Genomic DNA, 20,358 nt, shown 5'->3' on the forward strand with positions numbered 1-20,358 from the left:
GAGTAGCCTCGCCGCCATGTATGCGATCACGATTCCCGAACCCGGTGGCCCCGAGGCGCTTGTATGGGCCGAGGTGCCAGATCCGGTGGCCGGCGAGGGCGAGGTTCTCGTCGATGTCGTGTCCAGCGCGGTCAATCGCGCGGACGTGTTGCAGAGGCAGGGGTTCTACAACCCGCCGCCCGGCGCGTCTTCGTACCCGGGCCTGGAGTGCGCGGGCCGCATCACTGCGATCGGGCCCGGTGTCACCGGCTGGTCGGTCGGCGACGAGGTCTGTGCGCTTCTCGCGGGTGGCGGTTACGCGGAGAAGGTCGCCGTCCCTTCGGGGCAGCTGCTGCCTGTGCCGGACGGAGTCGAGCCGGTTCTGGCCGCGGCGCTGCCCGAAGTGACGGCCACCGTCTGGTCGAACGTATTCATGGTGGCCCACCTGCGCCCCGGCGAGACGCTGCTGGTGCATGGCGGGTCCAGCGGCATCGGCACGATGGCGATTCAGCTCGCGAAGGCCGTAGGCGCACGGGTCGCGGTGACCGCGGGCGGACCGGAGAAGCTGGAGCGCTGCGCGGAGCTCGGGGCCGACATCCTGATCGACTACCGTGAGCAGGACTTCGTCGAGGAACTGCACAGGGCGACGGGTGGGGCCGGTGCGGATGTCATCCTCGACATCATGGGTGCGAAGTACCTGGACCGGAACGTGAAGGCACTCGCCGTCAACGGCCGTCTGGCGGTCATCGGCCTCCAGGGCGGCGCCAAGGGCGAGCTGAACCTGGGTGACCTGCTGAACAAGCGGGCCGCCGTCACCGCTACTTCGCTGCGTGGCCGTCCGCTGACCGAGAAGGCCGCCATCGTCGCTGCCGTACGCGAGCACGTCTGGCCGCTGATCGCCGACGGAGTCGTACGGCCCATCGTGGACCGCACCCTGCCGATGCCGGAAGCCGCCGAGGCCCATCGGGTGCTGGAGTCCAGCGGACACATCGGAAAGGTGCTCCTGCAGACCCCCGCGCGCTGACAGTCGGCACAGGGTCCGCACCCGCCGACGCCTGCCCTCAGCCGGTGCCTGTCCGACGGCGTCCGTCCGACGGCGTCCGTCCGTCGATGTCCGTCCGTCGGCGCCCGCAGGCCAGTGCGGGCAGGTCAGTGCCCCGCAGGCCAGTGCCGGCAGGCCGACGATCACGGACGTCGGCCCGCAGGCCGAAGCCTGCGGGCCGGCCTCCACCCCTGACGCCCAGCACGTACAACGGTGCCCGGCACGCAGGTCGTTGACTCTGCACGCCGGGCCTTGATGTTTCCCGGAGGGGTACGGGCCAGAGGTACGGGCCCGACTGGAGGTATGAGCCCGACTAGAGGTACGGGCCCGACCGGATGGCCCCGTGCGGATCCCCGCCGCCGTCCTCGTCCTCGTGCCCGCTCCCCGGCGGAAGGGCGCGCCGCATCTGCTCCAGCTGGGCCCGCGCCGCCATCTGCTGGGCGAACAGCGCCGTCTGGATGCCGTGGAAGAGGCCCTCCAACCAGCCCACCAACTGGGCCTGCGCAATCCGGAGTTCCGCTTCGGAGGGCACCGACTCGTCGGTGAACGGCAAGGAGAGCCGCTCCAGCTCCTCCACCAGCTCCGGCGCGAGGCCGTCCTCCAGCTCCTTCACGGAGCTGGCGTGGATCTCCTTGAGCCGGACCCGGCTCGCCTCGTCGAGAGGAGCTGCCCTGACCTCCTCCAGGAGTTGCTTGATCATGCTGCCGATGCGCATGACCTTCGCGGGCTGTTCGACCATCTCCGTCACCGGGACCTCACGCGACTCGTCGTCAGTTCCACCGCCGCCGATCGCCATGCCGTCCTGCCCCACTACGAGGACTTGGGGGTGCTCCTGCGACCGTTCATTCCTCGGCATCTCCATGGCGTCATTGTCTCGCACACCTGCCGCACAACACGGTGGTGCCCCCGGTAACGGTTGATCCACCGTTCTCGGGGGCACCGAATCAGCCGGTCAGTCGAGTGACCGCACCGCCCGCGTCATCATCCGGTCCGCCGCACAGCCCCCGGGCGTGACCGTGCGAGCGCCGTCGCGAGCAGCCCGGCCAGCAGCGGAACGCACACGACGAGCAGACCGATGGTCGTCCAGGGCAGCACGATCGGCGTGTACGCCGAGTGCGTGGGATCGATCCGCATCGACTTCAGTGCCTCCCGCAGGTCGATGAGGCGCAACGCCACTGCGGGCACGAGGCCTGCCAAGGTGCCGAGCCCCACCCCCATGAGCGCCACCACCACGCACTGGAAGCCCGACAGCTTCCGCCGCACGCCCGGAGACGCACCCACCGCGCTGAGTGTGTTGAGATCGGCTTCCGCGTCCGCCTTGGCGAGGCCCGTGGTGATCGCGGCGGCGCCCAGGGTCACTGTGCCGGCGAACAGGGTCAGGATCAGCAGTATGACGTCCGTCTCTTCGCCGGAGCCGTAGTCGAACTGCACGTACATGCCGCCGCCGGCCTGCTCAAGGGCGCCGGAGACCCGCTGCTCCTCGGCGGCCGTCGGCGTATGGGCGACCGTGTAGACGCTTCCGGACGCTCTGGTGTGCAGGCCGAGCCGCTCCGCGGTGCTCTCCGGAAGGATCAGGCGGATTCCGGGGGTGGCGGCGTACTTCGCCGGGGCCACGTACACCTTCAGCTTGTCGAAGACGGGCCGCGCCTTGCCCGGGTGCGGCTTTCCGTACTCCTTGTCCTCCTCGCTGTACTGGTGGACGGTCTTGAGGGTGATCTCGCCGTTCTTCGCGTACACCGGGTTGAGCAGTACCGGTGTGCCCGCGGCCAGTGCCTTGGCGGCTGCGGGGTCATGGAGCTTCACATACGTGTCCAGCAGGGCCGCGTCCGCGACGAGGATGTTGCTCTCGCCGGCGTCGAAGACGCCCGACGCCATCAGCTTGGTGAGGCAGGCGGGGGAACGCATCAGATTCCGGTGCTCGTCGGCGGAGAGCCGCGCGGCGAGTTCCTTGGCGCCCTTGCCGGTGAGCGGGCAGCTGCGGTCCTTGCCCGCCGGTCTGACCAGTTCCAGTGATCCGCAGTGCCCCTCTTCGTAGGTGTTGCAGTCGCTGCCTGCCCAGACGCGCCGGATGTCCGCGTGCCCGCTGGTGACGGCCATGTCCCGCTCCACCGCTGTCCGGGCCAGCGGGAGGCGATTCGCCGCTTTCTCGCCGTAGGCGTTGATGACGATGGTTCCCTGGGTGAGCCAGGGAACCCGGCTGAACTCCTGCTCGGCCGCCTGGCTGGACATGTACGTGGCGATGGCCACCGATCCCGCGACGGCCGCCATCACCGCGGCGACGGCGGGAGCGGTGCGACCGCGGTTGCGGGCGGCGTCCCGCAGTGCCATCCGGGGCGAGAGAGGCAGCCTTCTGCCGAGCCGCCCGAGGAAGCCGACGATCACCGGGATACAGGCGAGCAGTCCGAGTTCGGCGACGATCGAGCCGCCGACGACCAGCGCCGCCTCTCCACTGGTGCCGCCGTACAGGGCGATCGCGGCGCCGAGCGCCAGCACACACGCCCCGAGGACGGGCAGCACCCGTGAGGAACGGCGGACGCCGCGTCGACCGGTGAGCGACTCCAGTACGGACTGCCGACTGGCCACGACTGCCGGGGCGAACGCTGCCAGCACGCCCGTGACCAGGCCGATCACGGCAATGAGCAGCAACTCCAGCGGTGGCGTCGAGAGCGAGCCGAACCGGTTGCCGGCCCAGTTCTCGATCACGGGCCGGAAAGCCGCGGTGAGCCCGAGGCCGGCCACCACCCCCGCCACCGCTCCGATGCCGCCGAGCACCAGACCGCCGCCGAGCACCACGGCTCTGACATGGCGCCGGTCCCCGCCGCAGGTGCCGAGAAGGCCGAGCTGGCGACGGGAGCGTCGGGCACCGACCGCGAAGGCCGGTCCGGCGAGCAGCACGATCTCCAGGACCGCCATGGCGACCACCGTGACGAGGGCGATGCTGACCTCGTCGGATCCGCTGCCGGTCCAGCCCCGGATCATGTCGGACCGCGGGACCTCGGAGTCCGGCGGCGGGTCGAGAACGACCTGCCGGGACTTCACGAGGATGCCCGCCTTGTTGGCCTCCAGGATGTGCGGCCATGTGATGCCGACCCCTTCGGGGCCTTTGACCAGCCATGTCGTGGATCCGGCGTTCGGTGGAAGCACCTTCTCGTCGTGGTCGGCCAGGGCTTGCCACGGTGCGATGACCGCACCCGGGTCGGCGTAGAGCGAGGTGGTCTTCAGCGCGTCGGGCAGCTCGACCACACCGGTGATCGTGTAGGTCCGCCCGGAGTTGCGCACGGTGGTGGTCGACCCGACGTGCAGCCCGGTCGCCTTCAGGAACGGCTCGGTGGCGGCCATTTCGCCCTTGCCGTGCGGGTGGGCGCCGCGGACGAGGTCGATCTTGCCGCGGGCCAGTCCGTCCGACGTCCGGATCTCGACGACATCGGTGTTCGTGACGCCGTACCGGGTGGTGACGCTCACCGGGACGGACTGGATGCTGATCGCCCGCGAACCTCGGGGGAACGTCGTGCTGACGTCGACCGGGCTGCCGCCTTCCGCGGGCGGTACGTCGTCGACGCCTCTGTACGCGTCCCCGTCGGGGAGTTGATTGATCGGGCCCATCGTCTCATCGCTGAACAGCGCGTCGGCGGAGCCCATCACGCTGGTCAGTCGCTCGGCGGTGGTCGGCGTCACGCTGTGGTACGTCACATCGAGTGCCGTGACGCCGAGCACCGGCACGGCGATCATCGCGACGACCAGAGCGCTGCGGCCCTTGGCGCGCATCGCGTCGCGCCTGGCCATGCGGAGGGAGGCGCGCCAGCCCGTGAAGACGCTCACCTGGCTCCCTCGGCAGCCAGCAGCGAGTCGGCGCCCGCGGAGAGCGTCTGGTCGACGATCGAACCGTCCCGGAGGAACACGACCCGGTCCGCCCAGGCGGCGTACCGCGGCTCATGCGTCACCATCACGGCGGCCGCACCCTGGTCACATCGGTTGCGCAGGAGCGCGAGCACGGCCTCGCCGGTCTCGGAGTCGAGTGCTCCGGTCGGTTCGTCGGCGAGCACCAGGCGCCGGTCCCCCACCAGCGCGCGGGCGATCGCGACGCGTTGTTGCTGGCCGCCGGACATCTCGTCCGGGAACCGGTCGGCGGTTTCCAGGAGGCCCAGTTCCTCCAGCGCCGCCCGCGCCTCCTTGCGGGCCTTGCGTACGGAGACCCCGTCGAGCTCGCGCGGCAGGGCGATGTTCTCGGCGGCGGTGAGCGCCGGTATCAGGTTGTAGTCCTGGAACACGTAGCCGACGCTGCGACGGCGCAGAGCGGCGACGCCCTTGCGGCCGAGGCCGGCGATGTCCTGGCCCTCGATGACGACCTGGCCGCCGGACGGGGTGTCGAGGCCGCCGGCGAGGGTCAGCAGCGTGGACTTGCCGGAGCCGGAGGGGCCCATCACGGCGACGAGTTCACCGGCGTGCACGGAGAGGTTGATACCGCGCAGGGCATGTACCTCGGCGACGCCGACGCCGTGGGTCCGGATGAGTGCCCGGAGTTCGAGCACCGGAGCGTCGACCGGCAGCGGCGGACCTGACGAGGACGCGGAACGGGAGGGTGCGCGCGAGGACATGACGGGAGGTTCCCCCTTGGAACGGATCGTGTGAGACCGACGACTCGACGGGGCGGTCGTTGATGCCGCGGTGGTCGTTGAGACTGTGGCGGTCGCGGTGAATGGGGCGGCTGTTGATGCTGCGGCGGTCGTTGACGCCGAGGCCGGTGCGGCCTAAGCGGTCGGCGGTAGATGCGGCCTAGGCGGTCGGCGGTAGATGCGGCCGAGGTGGTCGGTGGCAGGTGTGGCCGAAGCGGTCGGCAGTCGGTGGTGGGCCATCGGCGCCGGTGCCTGCTGATGAGCGGTCTGCGGACGGGCGGTCCCTGGTCAGCGCCCGCTGCGTGGGCGGGAGGCGCGGGCCGGGGTGCGGGCCGGGGCGCGGCCGGCCGTACGAACCTCCGGCTCCGGCTCCCTGGAGGCGGCCTCGGCGAGGCGGACCAGCCGGGACTCGCAGTGGTCCAGCCAGCGGGCTTCGGCCTCCGCCTGGAAGATCAGCTGCTCCACCACGAGCAGCCAGGCGACCTCGTCTCGGTTGGCCGGGACGTCGGCGAGGGCCTGCGCCTTGAGGCGGGTGTAGTCCTGCATCGCCTTCACGGTGTGGTGGCGCTGGGACTGGATGACGGCCCGGATGTCGACGCCGGGCGCGCCGACCGCCATGGCGAGCTTGATGGCCAGCTCGTCGCGGGGCGGGCTGCTGCGGTCGACCGGCGTTTCGTACCAGCTCCGCAGTTCGGTGCGGCCGTCGTCGGTGATGGCGTAGAGGGCGTGTCCCTGATCGTCCTCGCCGTCCTGCACGACCAGGCCGTCGCGCTCCAGCCGGCTCAGCGTCGTGTAGACCTGGCCGACGTTGAGCGGCCAGGTGGAGCCGGTGCGCGACTCGAATTCGGTACGGAGTTGGGAGCCGTATCTGGGCCCCCGCTCCAGCAGGGCCAGCAGCCCATGACGGATCGACATACTGAGTATGTATACCGAGTATGTTGCCGGACGCAAGCCCCTTGTCCCAGGTGTGGATGCGGGTGTGTGCGCGGTGTGGGCCGGTGGACGGGGTGGTGGCGGGGTGGTGGCGGGGTCTGGGTCAGTTCGGACGGCGCAGGCGGAGCGCCAGGAAGCCCAGACCCAGTCCTATCAGTGCGATTCCGGCGCCCAGCGAGACCCGCTGCACCCGCTCCCGGGTCGGTCCGTCGAGGGCCTGGGGGGCGAGTCGGCCGGGCTCGGGGGACGTGCTCGCCTCCGGTGTCACGGCGATCACCGGTCCCGGATCGGTTGCCGCGGGCCACGCGTCGGGCTCGTCGAACGCGCTGTCATCGGGTGTGAGCTCCTGCGGCGGCAGTTCGCGCCCCGGCCGAGGCCGCCCTTCCCCGGCCTCGTGCCCGGCGAGCGGAGGCTGCGCTTCGGGAGGTGCCTCGTCGTCCGCGGGGGAGGGAGTGGAGGGGGTGCTGGAGGAGGGCGAGGCCGAGGGGGAACCGGAGGCCGTGGAGGACGGCGGACGGGGCGCCGGGGGTGCGGGGGCGGCCGAGCTGTCGTCCGGGGGAGTGGCCGAGCTGCCGCCCGAGGGAGCATCTGTCGGCGTGGCCGACGATTCGGCCGAAGGAGTGGCCGACCCCGTGTCCGACGGTTCGGCACCGGGGGTGGAAGGCGGGTCGGAAGGTCCGGCCGACGCGGTCGTGGGCGGAGTCGCCGGGGCACTGACCGTGCCCGGTGTCCCGCCGGGGGTCCGCCGGTCCGCGTGCGCTGTGCCGGTGGTGCCTCCCAGCGCCGCGCCCGCCGTCAATATGAGACAGGCCACGCACCTCGTGGACCGTGCGGGAAGAAGTCCTTGAGCCATGAGGTCAGCGTCACATGTGACGATATGTCCAGCATTTCGGATATACGGGATGTTCGGAGGCGCTGCCCGCACGCGTACGAACCCGCCCGCACGCGTACGAACCCGCCCGCACGCGTACGAACCCGCCCGCACGCGTACGAACCCGCCCGCACGCGTACGAACCCGCCCGCACGCGCACGGGTCTCACCGAGCCGTCACTCCGTGCACCCACCGGTCTTCCGTGCGCCCGTGGTCCGCCCCGCCGTCACCTCAGGCCGGGTCGCCGGTCGCTATGCGCAGCTCGAAGTGGGCGCCGGTCTTGGCCACGGCCGTCCCCGGCGTGGGGAACTGGTCGATGATCTGGTCCTCCGCGTAGGCGTTCCCCGGGACCTTGATCTGCTTGATGGTCCAGCCCGCCGCGTCCGCGCAAGCCTTCGCGGAGAGGATGTCCTTGTACATGAAGCTCGGCGCGTCGACCTTGTTCGGGTCGTCGTTGTCCTCCAAGGCGTCCGTGCATGCCTCGGTCTTCATCGTCCGGTTCCGCTCCGGATCCTTGTGTTCGCTCGCGGACGGCGATTCGTTCGCGGTGTTGTTGTCGCCCGAACCCGAGTCGTCCTTCAGTGAGAGGACCGTGATCAGCCCGCCGATGGCGATCAGTGCGACCACGATCGATCCCACGATCACCGGCATGTTCCGCTTGGAGCCGTCTCCGCCGGAGCCGGTGTGCGACTGCGGCGCGATCGTGTACGGCGGTGGGGTCTGCTGCATCGGAGACATCGGAGACATCGCGGCCGGGCTCTGGTACGTCGGCGCCTGCTGCGGATAGCCGTACGACGGTGCGGGCGCCGGGGTCGGCGTACCGTACGGCCCCGGCTGTGCGCCGGACTGGTACGGGCCCGGCTGGTAGGGCGTCTGGACGCTCTGTGGTGCCGGGGTGGACTGGTCGACCGGCGGGAAGACCGCCGAGCCGACGCCCGAGCCGCTGTTCGACGGGACGCCGCCCGACACGATCGCCGGGGCGCCCGTCTGCCCGCTCGCGTGCAGCACGCGTGCGATCTCGTCCTGCATCGCCGCGGCGCTGGGGAAGCGCTCGTTCGGGTTCTTCTTCAGCGCGCGGGCGACGAGCGCGTCCATCGCCGGTGTGATCGACCGGTTGATGGTGGAGGGCGCGATCGGCTCCTCCTGGACGTGCGCGTACGCGATGGCGAGCGGCGAGTCCGCGTCGAACGGGATGCGCCCGGTCAGCAGCTGGAAGAGCATGATGCCGACCGAGTACAGGTCGGAGCGCGCGTCCACCCCGCGGCCCAGGGCCTGCTCGGGGGAGAGGTACTGCGGGGTGCCGACGACCATGCCGGTCTGCGTCATGGAGGTGACGCCCGACTGCATGGCGCGGGCGATGCCGAAGTCCATGACCTTCACGACACCGCGCTTGGTCACCATCACGTTGCCGGGCTTGATGTCGCGGTGGACCAGGCCCATCTCGTGGCTGGTGTCCAGCGCGGCCAGCACGTCGGCCGTCACCTTGAGTGCCTTGTCGGCCGGCATCGCGCCGTAGCTCTGGATGTCCGCCTGGAGCACGGAGCCGAGCGGCTGCCCCTCGACGTACTCCATGACGATGTACGGCATCAGCGCGCCACCGAGCTCGTCCTCGCCGGTGTCGAAGACCGAGACGATGTTGGTGTGCTGCAGTTTGGCGACGGCCTGTGCCTCGCGCCGGAACCGTTCGCGGAAGGACTGCTCGCGACCCAGCTCCGTGTGCAGCGTCTTGATCGCGACCTGGCGGTCCAGCGCGGAGTCGTAGGCCAGATATACGGACGCCATCCCGCCTTCGCCGAGCAGGTCGCGCAGCTGGTACCGGCCGCCGGCGATCGAACCGCCCGCATAGCGACCCTGAGCGCCGTGTGCGCCGTCCTGGCTCATGACTTGCTTCCCCCTCGGCGCGCGACTGACGCGTGATCCCTTTGACGGGCCAAGTCTGCCCGAGGGGTACGACACGTCAAGCCAGGTGCCCGTTCCGTGACCCTACACACAAGAAGCGTCTCGGAAGCGTTACAGGAACCGCATGGAATTTGCGCGGACGGCGCGCCGGCCGATTGGATGACCGGTCCCTCTCGAAGACGGTGTGCCGGGCGGAGGCTGTAGCGTGACGTGGCAATGCAGCTAGACACCGTGAGAACCCGCGGACGCGCGTACAGATACGACGGCGAGGACTGATGGCACCCGATTCCGAAGCAAACGGCGGCGGATTCTCGGATGGCACCGACTCCTGGGGCATCGGCGGTGTCGTCGGTGACGGCCGTTACCGGATGACCCACCGGCTCGGCCGGGGCGGCATGGCGGAGGTCTTCGCCGCCGAGGACGTCCGGCTGGGACGTACGGTCGCGGTGAAGCTCCTGCGTTCCGACCTTGCCGAGGACCCGGTCTCCAAGGCGCGGTTCACGCGCGAGGCCCAGTCGGTCGCGGGCCTCAACCACCACGCGATCGTCGCCGTGTACGACTCCGGCGAGGATGTCGTGGGCGGCCAGACCGTCCCGTACATCGTGATGGAGCTCGTCGAGGGCCGCACCATCCGCGACCTTCTGCTCAATGCCGAGGCGCCGCCGCCCGAACAGGCACTGATCATCGTCTCGGGGGTGCTGGAAGCCCTCGCGTACTCGCACCAGCACGGCATCGTGCACCGTGACATCAAGCCCGCCAACGTGATCATCACGCACTCGGGCGCGGTGAAGGTGATGGACTTCGGCATCGCCCGTGCGTTGCACGGCGCGCAGTCGACGATGACGCAGACCGGCATGGTCATGGGCACGCCGCAGTACCTCTCCCCCGAGCAGGCGCTCGGCAAGGCCGTCGACCACCGCTCCGACCTCTACGCCACCGGCTGCCTGCTGTACGAACTCCTGGCACTGCAGCCCCCGTTCACGGGGGAGACGCCGCTCTCCGTGGTGTATCAGCATGTGCAGGACATCCCGGTCCCGCCGTCCGAGGTGCTCGGCGCGGTGCCGCCGGAGCTGGACGGGCTGGTCATGCGCTCGCTCGCGAAGGACCCGGACGACCGGTTCCAGAGCGCCGAGGAGATGCGCGGCCTCGTCCAGTACGGCTTGCAGATGCTTCAGATGCAGGGCGGCCACACGGGTACGTGGAACACCGGCCCGGTCGCGATGCACGAGGGCGCGCACACTCCGGCCATGGGCGTCGCCGGGGGCACGATGGCGATGGGCCACCCGCAGCACGGGGACACCTCGCAGGGTCCGATCCTGCCGCCGATGAACCCCGACGACGGCGGCTACGAGGGCGGACACCACGGCGGTGGCGGCCGCGGCAAGCTGTGGCTGTTCATCGTGCTCGCACTGATCGCGATCGGGGCGGGTGTCGCCATCGCCGTCAACGCGGCCAACGACAACAGCAATCAGCACAAGACACCGCCTGCCTCGACCTCCAGCTCGCCGGAACCGTCGAAGAGTTCGTCCTCGCCGAGCGACGAGCAGAGCCAGGAGACCCAGTCGCCGGGGAACTCCTCCGGCAGCCAGCAGAACTCGCCGCCGCAGCAGTCGTACTCCCCGTCGGCCACCCCGAGCGAGTCGTACGAGTCCCCGCCGACGGAGCCCTCCACACCCGCCACGGGCGGCAGCAACGACGGCGGCACCGGCACGTCCGACAGCGGCGGCGGTGGCACGGCCGACGGTGGGACGGGCACGTCCGACAACGGTGGCGGTGGCACGGCCGACGGCGGCACGGGTACGTCCGACAACGGCGGTGGCACGGCCGAGGGCGGCACGGGCACGTCCGGAACCGCTGCGGGTACCACCGTGGCCGGCACCACCGCGGGCAGCACCACCCCGTAGACCGGCAGCACGTCCGCGCGTCGTTCACGGGGTGGGCTCACCCCGTGAACGCCTCGCGCACCGCCTCGTACTCGCGCGTCCACCAGACCGCCAGGGCCGACACCGCAGGGAACTGCGGGTCGGCCCTTCGGTCGTGCAGGCAGTACCGCCAGCGCAGTATCCAGAAGTCGTTGAGCCGCTCCCACCACACCCGGTGCACCGCGGCGGCCAGTTCCGCCGCCCCCGCCCCGGCCGCCCGCCGGTATGCCCCGGCGTACGCCCGCACCTTCTCCAGCTCCAGCTTTCCGGCCGGCTGTACGAAGAAGATCGCCGCTGCCCGGACCGCCTCCTCCGCGCGCGGCTGGATCCCCAGCCGGTCCCAGTCGAGGATCGCGACCGGGTCCGTGCCCCGGTAGAGGACGTTCAGCGGGTGGAAGTCGCCGTGCACCCAGCTGGTGGCCGGGATGTCGGGGGTGGGCGGCCTGCGGTCGGCGTGCTGTTCCAGCAGGGTGCGCCGTTCCAGGAGGCGGTGCTCCGCCAGCTCGTCGAAGGAGTCCCGGGGGTGGCGTCCGCGCGCGGCTGCCAGCAGGTCGTCGATGAGCGCGAAGGTGTCGGCCGGGTCGGGGCTGCGGCAGCCGACCGTCGGACCCGTGGGCCCCGTGGCCGCCTCCATGACCTGTTCGAGCCCGGTGTGCACGGCCCCGAGCAGCGCTCCGAGCCGCCGCGACTGGGCGGTGGTGAGCTGGGCGCCGACCCTGTGCAGTCCGTCGACCCAGGGGTGGAGGGCGTAGCACCGGCCGCCGATCTCCGTGACCGTGTCGCCCTCGGTGTCCTTCACGGGTGGGGCGACGGGCACTCCGAGTGACTGCAGCCGCTGGGTGGCTCGGTGCTGGCGGACGATCGTGGCGCGGTCACCGGTGGAATCGTCGAGGTGGTGCTTGAGGAAGAAGGATCCGCGGGTGGTGGAGACGCGATAGCCGTGGTTGAGCAGGCCCTGGGTGACGGGTTTGCAGGTGAGGGGCTCACCGGCGTCCGGATAGCGGCGCAGCACCTCGTCCACCGGAGGCACGGGCGGACGGGGCACGGGGGGACGAGGTACGGGCTTACGGGGCGCGGACGTACGGGGCAGGGGTGAGCGGAGCAGCTCGCCGGCCGACGGAGCAGACGGAAGGGTTACAGATGAGCGCGGCACTCACCAGATGTTAGATCACGCTGTGTGGCGGATCGGTTCACTTGCGTGAAAGCCCAGAGTGTGCAGGGAGACGAAGTGCGGGTCGACGCCGAGGTAGGCCGGGGTGAACGGCTCCCCGTTCACCTGTGCGGGGGCGGGACCGAAGCGCTCCTGCTGTTCGGGCGTCGGGCGGACGATCTCGGCGGGGCCGGTGAACTGCACCGACCACAGCGCGCCGTCGTCCCCCGCGGGCGCGCTGTTGAAGTTGTCCGCCCCGTACGCGACGACCGTGCCGTCGCAGGCCTCGTGGTAGCCGAGGCCCTCGTGCATCCGCAGGACGACGCGGCCGTCGACCACGATGTGGCGGGCCACCGCCAGTATCGGCAGGGCCCGCATGCTCGTCGCCAACCGGCCGTACGGTACGCGGCCGATCAGTTCGATCGCATGGAGTTCCTCAAGGGGCATGTCCTTCACTGAACCGCACCGGGACGGCCGCGGACAGAGGCTGCGGCCCCGGGCGGTCCGGGACCAAAGTCCCGAAGACCACCGAGGACCGCGGGCGCCGGGATCCTTCTGCTGCGGTCGACCTGTCCCGGCTGACCTGTCCCGGCTGACCTGTTCCGGCTGACCTGTTCCGGTCGGCCTGTCCGGCCGGTCTGTCGTGGCTGACCTGTCCCGGTCGGTCTGTCGTGGCTGCCCCCGTCCCGGCTGCCCCGGTCGACCCTTTCCGCGGCGGTCAGTCCTTCTCCGCCTGGAGCCTGGCCACGTACGCGGCTGCCTGCGCGCGTCGTTCCATGCCCAGCTTGGAGAGCAGGCTGGAGACATAATTCTTGATCGTCTTCTCGGCGAGGTGCAGACGTTCGCCGATCACCCGGTTCGTCAGTCCCTCGCCGATCAGATCGAGGATCTTGCGTTCCTGGTCGGTGAGGCCGGCGAGCTTCTCGTCACCGCGGGCCTTCTTCCCGTCGCGCAGCCGCTCCAGCACGCGGGCGGTCGCCACCGGGTCCAGCAGCGACTTCCCGGCTGCCACGTCCCGTACCGCGTTCAGCAGTTCGTTGCCGCGGATCGCCTTCAGTACATATCCCGACGCGCCTGCCATGATCGCGTCGAAGAGCGCCTCGTCATCGGCGTACGAGGTCAGCATCAGGCATTTGATGTTCTCGTCCGCGGAACGGATCTCCCGGCAGACCTCCACCCCGCTCCCGTCCGGCAGCCGCACGTCGAGCACCGCCACATCGGGCCGTGTCGCGGGAATGCGTGCCAGTGCGTCCGCCGCCGTGCCCGCCTCGCCGACGACCTCGATGTCGTCCTCGACGGAGAGCAATTCATGGACTCCGCGCCGGACGACTTCATGATCGTCCAGCAGAAAAACGGTGATTTTTCCTTGTTCGCGCACAAAACGCAGTCTCACACACTCGCCCCTTCCCTGCCGCCGAACGGCGGGATAACGTGCCGTTGTTCCGGCGGCCTGCAAGGCTGTTCCCAGTGCTGTGACCAGCGAGAGTTCCCGACTTTTTCGATTTACTTGGAAATCCAAGCAAAATCGCAGGTCAGATAGGGTTTCGCAGTTATGCGGCCTACTGGGTAACGTGCTTTCGGCAGGGCGCTCGCCGGGGCACCTGTCACGCCTGTTCCCGGACCGAGCGGCACCCACCCCGTGCACGGGTACGGACACAGGCGAGCCGCACTGGCTTCCCGGCAGACCCCGGGGGCCGGACCGACGGAGGAGCACGCACGTGACCGTGGAGAGCACTGCCGCGCGCAAACCGCGACGCAGCAGCAAGCGGACCAGCGCCGTGAAGACGCCCGCTAAGACGTCCGCCAGGACGCCGCAGAGTTCCGAGCCCGAGCTCGTACAGCTGCTGACGCCCGAGGGCGAGCGGGTGGAGCATCCGGACTTCCAGATCGATCTGACCGCCGAAGAGCTGCGCGGTCTGTACCGGGACATGGTCCTGACCCGCCGCTTCGACGCCGAGGCCACCGCACTCCAGCGTCAGGGCGAGCTGGGCCTGTGGGCCTCGCTGCTCGGCCAGGAGGCCGCCCAGATCGGCTCCGGACGGGCCCTGCGCGACGACGACTACGTCTTCCCGACCTACCGCGAACACGGCGTCGCCTGGTGCCGGGGTGTCGACCCGACCAATCTGCTCGGAATGTTCCGCGGTGTGAACCACGGCGGCTGGGATCCGAACAGCAACAACTTCCACCTGTACACGATCGTCATCGGCTCGCAGACCCTGCACGCCACCGGCTACGCCATGGGCGTCGCCAAGGACGGCGCGGACTCGGCCGTGATCGCGTACTTCGGCGACGGCGCCTCCAGCCAGGGAGACGTCGCCGAGTCCTTCACCTTCTCCGCGGTCTACAACGCCCCGGTCGTCTTCTTCTGCCAGAACAACCAGTGGGCGATCTCCGAGCCGACCGAGAAGCAGACCCGCGTCCCGCTCTACCAGCGCGCGCAGGGCTTCGGCTTCCCCGGCATCCGGGTCGACGGCAACGACGTACTCGCCTGCCTGGCCGTCACCAGGTCGGCACTGGAGCGGGCCCGCCGGGGGGAAGGGCCCACGCTCGTCGAGGCGTTCACGTACCGCATGGGCGCGCACACCACCTCCGACGACCCGACGAAGTACCGGGCGGACGAGGAGCGGGTCGCGTGGGAGGCCAAGGACCCGATCCTGCGGCTGCGCACGTACCTGGAGAAGCAGGACGCCGCCGACGAGGCGTTCTTCACCGCGCTGGAGGAGGAGAGCGAGGCCCTCGGCAAGCGGGTGCGTGAAGCGGTACGGGCGATGCCCGATCCGGACCGGATGGCGATCTTCGACCACGTCTACGCCGACGGGAGCCCGCTCGTCGACGAGGAGCGCGCCCAGTTCGCCGCCTACCAGGCATCGTTCGCCGAGGAGGGCAACTAGCCATGGCCATGGAAAAGATGTCCCTCGCGAAGGCGCTCAACGAGTCCCTGCGCAAGGCCCTCGACACCGACCCCAAGGTCCTCATCATGGGTGAGGACGTCGGCAAGCTGGGCGGGGTCTTCCGGATCACCGACGGGCTCCAGAAGGACTTCGGCGAGGACCGGGTCATCGACACCCCGCTCGCCGAGTCCGGCATCGTCGGTACGGCGATCGGCCTGGCCCTGCGCGGCTACCGGCCGATCGTGGAGATCCAGTTCGACGGCTTCGTCTTCCCGGCGTACGACCAGATCGTCACGCAGCTCGCGAAGATGCACGCCCGGGCGCTCGGCAAGATCAAGATGCCGGTCGTCGTGCGGATCCCGTACGGCGGCGGCATCGGCGCCGTCGAGCACCACAGCGAGTCCCCCGAGGCCCTGTTCGCGCACGTCGCCGGCCTGAAGGTGGTGTCGCCCTCGAACGCGAGCGATGCCTACTGGATGATGCAGCAGGCCGTCCAGAGCGACGACCCGGTCATCTTCTTCGAGCCGAAGCGCCGCTACTGGGACAAGGGCGAGGTCGAGACCGACTCCATTCCCGGCCCGCTGCACCGGGCCGCGGTGGCGCGTACGGGCTCCGACCTCACGCTCGTCGCGTACGGCCCGATGGTGAAGGTCTGCCTGGAGGCGGCCGGGGCCGCCCAGGAGGAGGGCAAGTCGATCGAGGTCCTGGACCTGCGCTCGATGTCCCCGATCGACTTCGACACCATCCAGACCTCGGTCGAGAAGACCGGCCGGCTCGTCGTCGTCCACGAGGCACCGGTGTTCTACGGCTCCGGGGCCGAGATCGCCGCCCGGATCACCGAGCGCTGCTTCTACCATCTGGAGGCACCGGTGCTGAGGGTCGGCGGCTACCACGCCCCGTACCCGCCGGCGCGGCTGGAGGACGAGTACCTGCCGGGTCTGGACCGTGTGCTCGACGCCGTCGACCGCTCGCTGGCGTACTGAGGACTGGGGCGTGACAACGATGACCGACACTTCCAACGCTGCTCGCTTCCGTGAGTTCAAGATGCCCGACGTGGGCGAGGGGCTGACCGAGGCCGAGATCCTCAAGTGGTACGTACAGCCCGGTGACACCGTCACCGACGGCCAGGTGGTGTGCGAGGTCGAGACGGCGAAGGCGGCCGTCGAGCTGCCGGTCCCGTTCGACGGGGTGGTGCACGAACTGCGCTTCCCCGAGGGCACGACCGTCGACGTCGGCCAGGTGATCATCGCGGTCGACGTGGCACCGGGCGGCGCCGACGCGGCCCCGGCCCCGGCCCCGGCTCCCGAGCCGGCCGCGGAACCGGAGCCCGAGGCTCCCAAGGGCCGTCAGCCCGTCCTGGTGGGGTACGGCGTTGCCGAGACCTCCACGAAGCGGCGCGCCCGCAAGGGTGCGGAGGCGGCGGCTTCCGTCGCGGTGACGGCGATCCAGGTGGAGATGAACGGCCACGGCCCCGTGGTCGTCCGGGAGAGCCGGCCGCTCGCCAAGCCGCCGGTGCGCAAGCTGGCCAAGGACCTGGGTATCGACCTGGCGTCGGTCGTCCCGACCGGCGACGGCGGGATCATCACCCGCGCGGACGTGCACGCGGCGGCCACGCCCGTACCGGCCCAGATCCCGGCGTCCGTCGCGGTGGAGGCCGCCCCGGTCCCCGCCGCCGAGGCGCCGGCTTCCGCCGCTGCCGGCGTGCGCGAGACCCGCATCCCGGTCAAGGGCGTACGGAAGGCCATCGCTCAGGCGATGGTCGACAGCGCCTTCACGGCGCCGCATGTCACGGAGTTCGTGACCGTCGACGTGACGCGCACGATGAAGCTGGTGGCGGAGCTCAAGGAAGACAAGGAGATGGCGGGGGCCCGGGTCAACCCTCTCCTGATCATCGCGAAGGCGCTCCTCGTCGCGATCAGGCGCAACCCGGACGTCAACTCCGCCTGGGACGAGGCGAACCAGGAGATCGTGCGCAAGCACTACGTCAACCTGGGCATCGCCGCAGCCACCCCGCGCGGCCTGATCGTGCCGAACATCAAGGACGCGCACGACAAGACCCTGCCTGAGCTCGCCGCGGCGCTGGGCGAGCTGGTCTCCACGGCACGTGAGGGCAGGACGTCACCGGCGGCCATGGCGGGCGGCACGGTGACGATCACCAACGTCGGTGTCTTCGGCGTCGACACGGGTACGCCGATCCTCAACCCGGGCGAGTCCGCGATCCTCGCGGTCGGGGCCATCAAGCTCCAGCCGTGGGTCCACAAGGGCAAGGTGAAGCCCCGTCAGGTCACGACGCTGGCCCTGTCGTTCGACCACCGCCTGGTCGACGGCGAGCTCGGCTCCAAGGTCCTGGCGGATGTCGCCGCGATCCTGGAGCAGCCGAAGCGGCTGATCACCTGGGCGTAGGTGTTTCGGCGGTACGTGTACGAGATGGGCCCGCGCGGAGCTCGCGCGGGCTCATCGGCATGTCCGGCCTCTGCCGGAGGGCGACGGCGTATTCCGGGGACATTGGTGCGATGCCGTTCGTGCGGCGCGGTGTGAGCATGAACAGGGCGGTAGAGAGCGGGAGTTACGGGTCGTGATGCGATGTTCTCGAATGTTCCGCTGTTCCAGCTCAATGTTCTCGTGTGGTCCTGCGCAAGGCGGCATGGTTGTGGTGCGGGTGCGGCAGAGTCGGTGATGCTGGTGGCAACAGGGCCACACACCATCAGGAGGCGGCCGTGGCACGACGACTCCGCTTCAACGGCACCGACAGCAAGAACGGTGGCTGTCCCGCTGTGCACGAAGATCTCGACTCCGGTGAGATCGTCGTCCAGGGAAAGCCGCTCACCGACCCCGAGGACGTCGTTCAACTCCAGCACCTCGGGCCTGGCGACGCCGCGGTCGTGGTGCCGCGTGAACTTCTCGTCCATCACGGCCCCAAGGAGGTCGTCCCCGTGCCTGCGCTGATCGGCCTGGAAGAATTCGGCCGTCTCTTCGAGACCTTCGAGCACTCGGCCTGGCATCTGGAGACCCGGCGGGGCTACGCGTCGGACCGGGAGGATCCCGCGTATGCGGAGTTCCTGGCGACCGGCACGGTGCCGTGTGACCTCGACAGCGAGTGGTGCACGAACGTCCGTCGCCAGACAGCCGACGGAAAGTATGTGGGGCGCGTGCGCGTCGTTGACAGTCCACCGACCGAAGGGCAGCGGTTCCTGCTCGGCTACTCGACGTGCAACGCGGCCACGGGCGAGGACGTGCGGAATCTGTGGCGCGAAGACGCGGAGCGGCTCCGGCTGCCCGCTGAAGATTTCTGGATCTTCGACAGTCGATTGGTGGCCGTGCTGCGCTTCGACGACGCGGACGTCTTCCATGAGGTGGAGGTCATCACGGAGCCTGCCGAAGTCCTGCGGTACTGCCAGGTCCGCGATGCCGCGACGTACGGGGCGTCGCCCCATACCGAGTTCGCCGTACGGCTCGGTGCCGACGTTGCCTGACACGCGCTGACGAGCGGAACGGTCCGTGACACGGACGCCGCAGTCCGTGCTCGGATGCAGCGCCAGGAGTGGCTGTACGAAGCTGACCGGAAGCTGCGCGCCTTGGTATGGGAGGCGGCCCTCCACGCCCAGATCTGCCCTCCATCCGTCCTGGCGGGACAACTCGATCGACTTCTGGGTGTCATAGGCATGGACACCGTGGAGCTGGGGGTTGTTCCGCTCGGTGCCCCGCTCAAGATCCCTGCTGCCAGTGGCTTCTGGATTCTGGACGATCGGCTCGTGATCGCCGAGGACTGGCATGCGGAGCTGTGGTTGGACGATGCCGACAACGTGACCTCCTACCTGCGCGTCTGGGACACGCTTCGGGAGTCCGCCGTGTACGGCGCCGACGCGCAGAACCTCATCAGCGCGGTAGGGCGGACCTTCTCGCCCTGGGTGTGTTGTCCCGGTACGTGTGTCACCAACGTGCCGGGACAACACACCCAGGACCTGTTCCGAGTCCGGATCACGGCGGTGGTCGGCAGTCGTCGGCATACCCGACCTCTTGTCAGACACCGTTGTTACGTTGACGCGAGGATCTCGCTTCGACCTCTGGAGAGGGCGTATGTACGACGAACGGCTCGCCGAGTTTTCCCGCGAGCGGCTGGACGGCCGTCCGATACCCGAGGATCTGCGCGTGCTGCTGGTGGCGCAGTGGGAGGGCCGCACCGACTTCGCCCGTCTTCTCGACCTCGACTTCTTCGAGTCGGGGGAGGTCCACCCGCTCCTGGACACCAGCTATCTGAGCGAAGAGGAAATCGCGGACCCAGAGATGCAGGCCGTCAACGCCGCAGCCGCGGAGATGGCCACGTACGTCAAGCTCGTGGCGAAGGGCGGAAAGGGGTGGATCGGCTATTGGCTGCACCCCGACGAACCCGTGGACCGTGCCTGGCACCTCATGGAGCTGGACACCGAGTTCACCTTCTGGGACATGGTCGGCCTCACCCTGACCGAGGGGGTCGCCGCCGAGCGGGCAAGTTACCAGGACGACCCCGACGAGCGAATCGCGTTCATACAACTGGCCGCCGAACTCGCCAAGCTCGGCCTACCGCTCAGCACTCAGGACTACGACGCCCTCGATGACACCGAGTACACGGTGGGCCCGGAGGAACTCATGGAGGAGCTGATCGAAGCCGAGCGCGAGAAGCGCGGTCTTCGCTGAGCGGGGAGACGCCGGCACCCCGGGTCCGCGGACGTCTCACCGGCCCGCGCACTCGCACCCCGGCCGGCACGGCGAAAGTCTGCGGACTGTCGGCGGCTTGTCCGGGGGTGACCACGAACGGCAGCGGACGGCGGCGTCGTTCGGCCGACATTCGACCCGGCCGACTGTCACGAGCGTCACGCGGTCGAGTGCGGGATCAACCGCCTCAAGAGGCACCGTGCTGTCGGTGAGGTCGACTCGGGGCGCCCTGCCGATGTCTCCACCAGCGGGTTTCCCCGAGCCGCCTCCCGAACCCGGCGTGCCCGTCTCCGGGCACCGGGCTCTCCACAAATCCCGTTTCGGGATGCTCAGTTCCTCATGCCATAGTGAGCCACGGGGTCGGGA

17 protein-coding genes and 1 pseudogene are annotated in these 20,358 nt (G+C 69.8%); 9 read left to right on the forward strand and 9 right to left on the reverse strand.

All coding sequences use genetic code 11. The annotated features are described in order from the left end of the window. Positions 1-16: 16 nt before the first annotated feature. Positions 17-1,003, forward strand: a complete 987-nt coding sequence (locus ACFVUT_RS23645; RefSeq protein ID WP_389650505.1) for an NAD(P)H-quinone oxidoreductase — start codon at positions 17-19, stop codon at positions 1,001-1,003. A gap of 331 nt (positions 1,004-1,334) precedes the next feature. Here ACFVUT_RS23645 and ACFVUT_RS23650 read toward each other — a convergent pair whose 3' ends face one another. From ACFVUT_RS23650 to ACFVUT_RS23670, 5 genes are all read right to left on the reverse strand, one after another. Further along, on the reverse strand, positions 1,335-1,883 hold the full coding sequence (locus tag ACFVUT_RS23650) for a bacterial proteasome activator family protein (RefSeq protein ID WP_389650502.1): 549 nt from the start codon (positions 1,881-1,883) through the stop codon (positions 1,335-1,337). 119 nt (positions 1,884-2,002) lie between these two features. Then, entirely contained in the window at positions 2,003-4,840 is a 2,838-nt protein-coding gene (locus ACFVUT_RS23655) for an FtsX-like permease family protein (protein WP_389650499.1), read from the reverse strand. Then, positions 4,837-5,616, reverse strand: coding sequence for an ABC transporter ATP-binding protein (locus ACFVUT_RS23660; RefSeq protein ID WP_389650496.1), 780 nt, complete (start codon positions 5,614-5,616; stop codon positions 4,837-4,839). The genes ACFVUT_RS23655 and ACFVUT_RS23660 overlap by 4 nt, the downstream gene beginning before the upstream one ends. Positions 5,617-5,922: 306 nt before the next feature. After that, positions 5,923-6,549: a PadR family transcriptional regulator gene (locus tag ACFVUT_RS23665; RefSeq protein WP_389650493.1), complete on the reverse strand. Its 627-nt coding sequence runs from the start codon at positions 6,547-6,549 to the stop codon at positions 5,923-5,925. A gap of 121 nt (positions 6,550-6,670) precedes the next feature. Continuing rightward, positions 6,671-6,844 carry a hypothetical protein gene (locus ACFVUT_RS23670; RefSeq protein ID WP_389650490.1) on the reverse strand — a complete coding sequence of 58 codons (174 nt, stop codon included), beginning with the start codon at positions 6,842-6,844 and terminating at the stop codon, positions 6,671-6,673. Positions 6,845-7,028: 184 nt separating this feature from the next. Between ACFVUT_RS23670 and ACFVUT_RS23675 the strand changes: the two genes are divergently transcribed. Then, positions 7,029-7,415, forward strand: coding sequence for a hypothetical protein (locus tag ACFVUT_RS23675; protein ID WP_389650487.1), 387 nt, complete (start codon positions 7,029-7,031; stop codon positions 7,413-7,415). A 254-nt stretch (positions 7,416-7,669) separates the two neighbouring features. Here the strand turns inward: ACFVUT_RS23675 and ACFVUT_RS23680 are convergent, their stop codons facing one another. Next, the gene (locus tag ACFVUT_RS23680; RefSeq protein WP_389650484.1) at positions 7,670-9,319 is read right to left on the reverse strand and encodes a protein kinase; all 1,650 of its coding nucleotides are present in this window, start codon (positions 9,317-9,319) and stop codon (positions 7,670-7,672) included. A 293-nt stretch (positions 9,320-9,612) separates the two neighbouring features. Here ACFVUT_RS23680 and ACFVUT_RS23685 point away from each other — a divergent pair, with 293 nt between their 5' ends. Next, positions 9,613-11,241 carry a protein kinase gene (locus tag ACFVUT_RS23685; RefSeq protein ID WP_389650481.1) on the forward strand — a complete coding sequence of 543 codons (1,629 nt, stop codon included), beginning with the start codon at positions 9,613-9,615 and terminating at the stop codon, positions 11,239-11,241. 37 nt (positions 11,242-11,278) lie between these two features. Here the strand turns inward: ACFVUT_RS23685 and ACFVUT_RS23690 are convergent, their stop codons facing one another. The 3 genes from ACFVUT_RS23690 to ACFVUT_RS23700 all read right to left on the reverse strand — a co-directional run bounded on the left by ACFVUT_RS23690 (position 11,279) and on the right by ACFVUT_RS23700 (position 13,787). Then, a complete protein-coding gene (locus tag ACFVUT_RS23690; protein WP_389651021.1) occupies positions 11,279-12,271 on the reverse strand; it encodes a phosphotransferase in 993 nt (330 codons plus the stop codon). A 156-nt stretch (positions 12,272-12,427) separates the two neighbouring features. Continuing rightward, on the reverse strand, positions 12,428-12,856 hold the full coding sequence (locus ACFVUT_RS23695; RefSeq protein ID WP_389650478.1) for a pyridoxamine 5'-phosphate oxidase family protein: 429 nt from the start codon (positions 12,854-12,856) through the stop codon (positions 12,428-12,430). Between the two features lie 271 nt (positions 12,857-13,127). Next, on the reverse strand, positions 13,128-13,787 hold the full coding sequence (locus ACFVUT_RS23700) for a response regulator (RefSeq protein ID WP_389651018.1): 660 nt from the start codon (positions 13,785-13,787) through the stop codon (positions 13,128-13,130). Between the two features lie 340 nt (positions 13,788-14,127). Between ACFVUT_RS23700 and pdhA the strand changes: the two genes are divergently transcribed. The 6 genes and pseudogenes from pdhA (at position 14,128) to ACFVUT_RS23730 (ending at position 19,974) form a co-directional block, all read left to right on the forward strand. Further along, positions 14,128-15,300 carry a pyruvate dehydrogenase (acetyl-transferring) E1 component subunit alpha gene (pdhA, locus tag ACFVUT_RS23705; RefSeq protein ID WP_389650475.1) on the forward strand — a complete coding sequence of 391 codons (1,173 nt, stop codon included), beginning with the start codon at positions 14,128-14,130 and terminating at the stop codon, positions 15,298-15,300. A 2-nt stretch (positions 15,301-15,302) separates the two neighbouring features. After that, complete coding sequence (locus tag ACFVUT_RS23710; protein WP_389650472.1) at positions 15,303-16,283, forward strand: alpha-ketoacid dehydrogenase subunit beta; 981 nt, start codon at positions 15,303-15,305, stop codon at positions 16,281-16,283. Positions 16,284-16,293: 10 nt separating this feature from the next. Further along, positions 16,294-17,703 carry a dihydrolipoamide acetyltransferase family protein gene (locus ACFVUT_RS23715; RefSeq protein ID WP_389650468.1) on the forward strand — a complete coding sequence of 470 codons (1,410 nt, stop codon included), beginning with the start codon at positions 16,294-16,296 and terminating at the stop codon, positions 17,701-17,703. 314 nt (positions 17,704-18,017) lie between these two features. Continuing rightward, on the forward strand, positions 18,018-18,773 hold the full coding sequence (locus tag ACFVUT_RS23720; protein WP_389650465.1) for a DUF6879 family protein: 756 nt from the start codon (positions 18,018-18,020) through the stop codon (positions 18,771-18,773). 15 nt (positions 18,774-18,788) lie between these two features. Continuing rightward, a pseudogene (locus tag ACFVUT_RS23725) lies at positions 18,789-19,205 on the forward strand (DUF5753 domain-containing protein); the annotation flags it as partial. Between the two features lie 172 nt (positions 19,206-19,377). Continuing rightward, on the forward strand, positions 19,378-19,974 hold the full coding sequence (locus ACFVUT_RS23730; RefSeq protein ID WP_389650462.1) for a hypothetical protein: 597 nt from the start codon (positions 19,378-19,380) through the stop codon (positions 19,972-19,974). Positions 19,975-20,358: the final 384 nt, after the last annotated feature.

Origin of the sequence: Streptomyces sp. NPDC058051, assembly GCF_042885475.1 — a bacterium.
Lineage (GTDB): Bacteria > Actinomycetota > Actinomycetes > Streptomycetales > Streptomycetaceae > Streptomyces.

Coding starts and splice junctions, on each gene's coding strand:
- ACFVUT_RS23645 (WP_389650505.1), top strand. CDS start 17: ATGTATGCGATCACGATTCCCGAACCCGGTGGCCCCGAGGCGCTTGTA.
- ACFVUT_RS23650 (WP_389650502.1), bottom strand. CDS start 1,883: ATGGAGATGCCGAGGAATGAACGGTCGCAGGAGCACCCCCAAGTCCTC.
- ACFVUT_RS23660 (WP_389650496.1), bottom strand. CDS start 5,616: ATGTCCTCGCGCGCACCCTCCCGTTCCGCGTCCTCGTCAGGTCCGCCG.
- ACFVUT_RS23665 (WP_389650493.1), bottom strand. CDS start 6,549: ATGTCGATCCGTCATGGGCTGCTGGCCCTGCTGGAGCGGGGGCCCAGA.
- ACFVUT_RS23680 (WP_389650484.1), bottom strand. CDS start 9,319: ATGAGCCAGGACGGCGCACACGGCGCTCAGGGTCGCTATGCGGGCGGT.
- ACFVUT_RS23685 (WP_389650481.1), top strand. CDS start 9,613: ATGGCACCCGATTCCGAAGCAAACGGCGGCGGATTCTCGGATGGCACC.
- ACFVUT_RS23695 (WP_389650478.1), bottom strand. CDS start 12,856: ATGCCCCTTGAGGAACTCCATGCGATCGAACTGATCGGCCGCGTACCG.
- ACFVUT_RS23710 (WP_389650472.1), top strand. CDS start 15,303: ATGGCCATGGAAAAGATGTCCCTCGCGAAGGCGCTCAACGAGTCCCTG.
- ACFVUT_RS23730 (WP_389650462.1), top strand. CDS start 19,378: ATGTACGACGAACGGCTCGCCGAGTTTTCCCGCGAGCGGCTGGACGGC.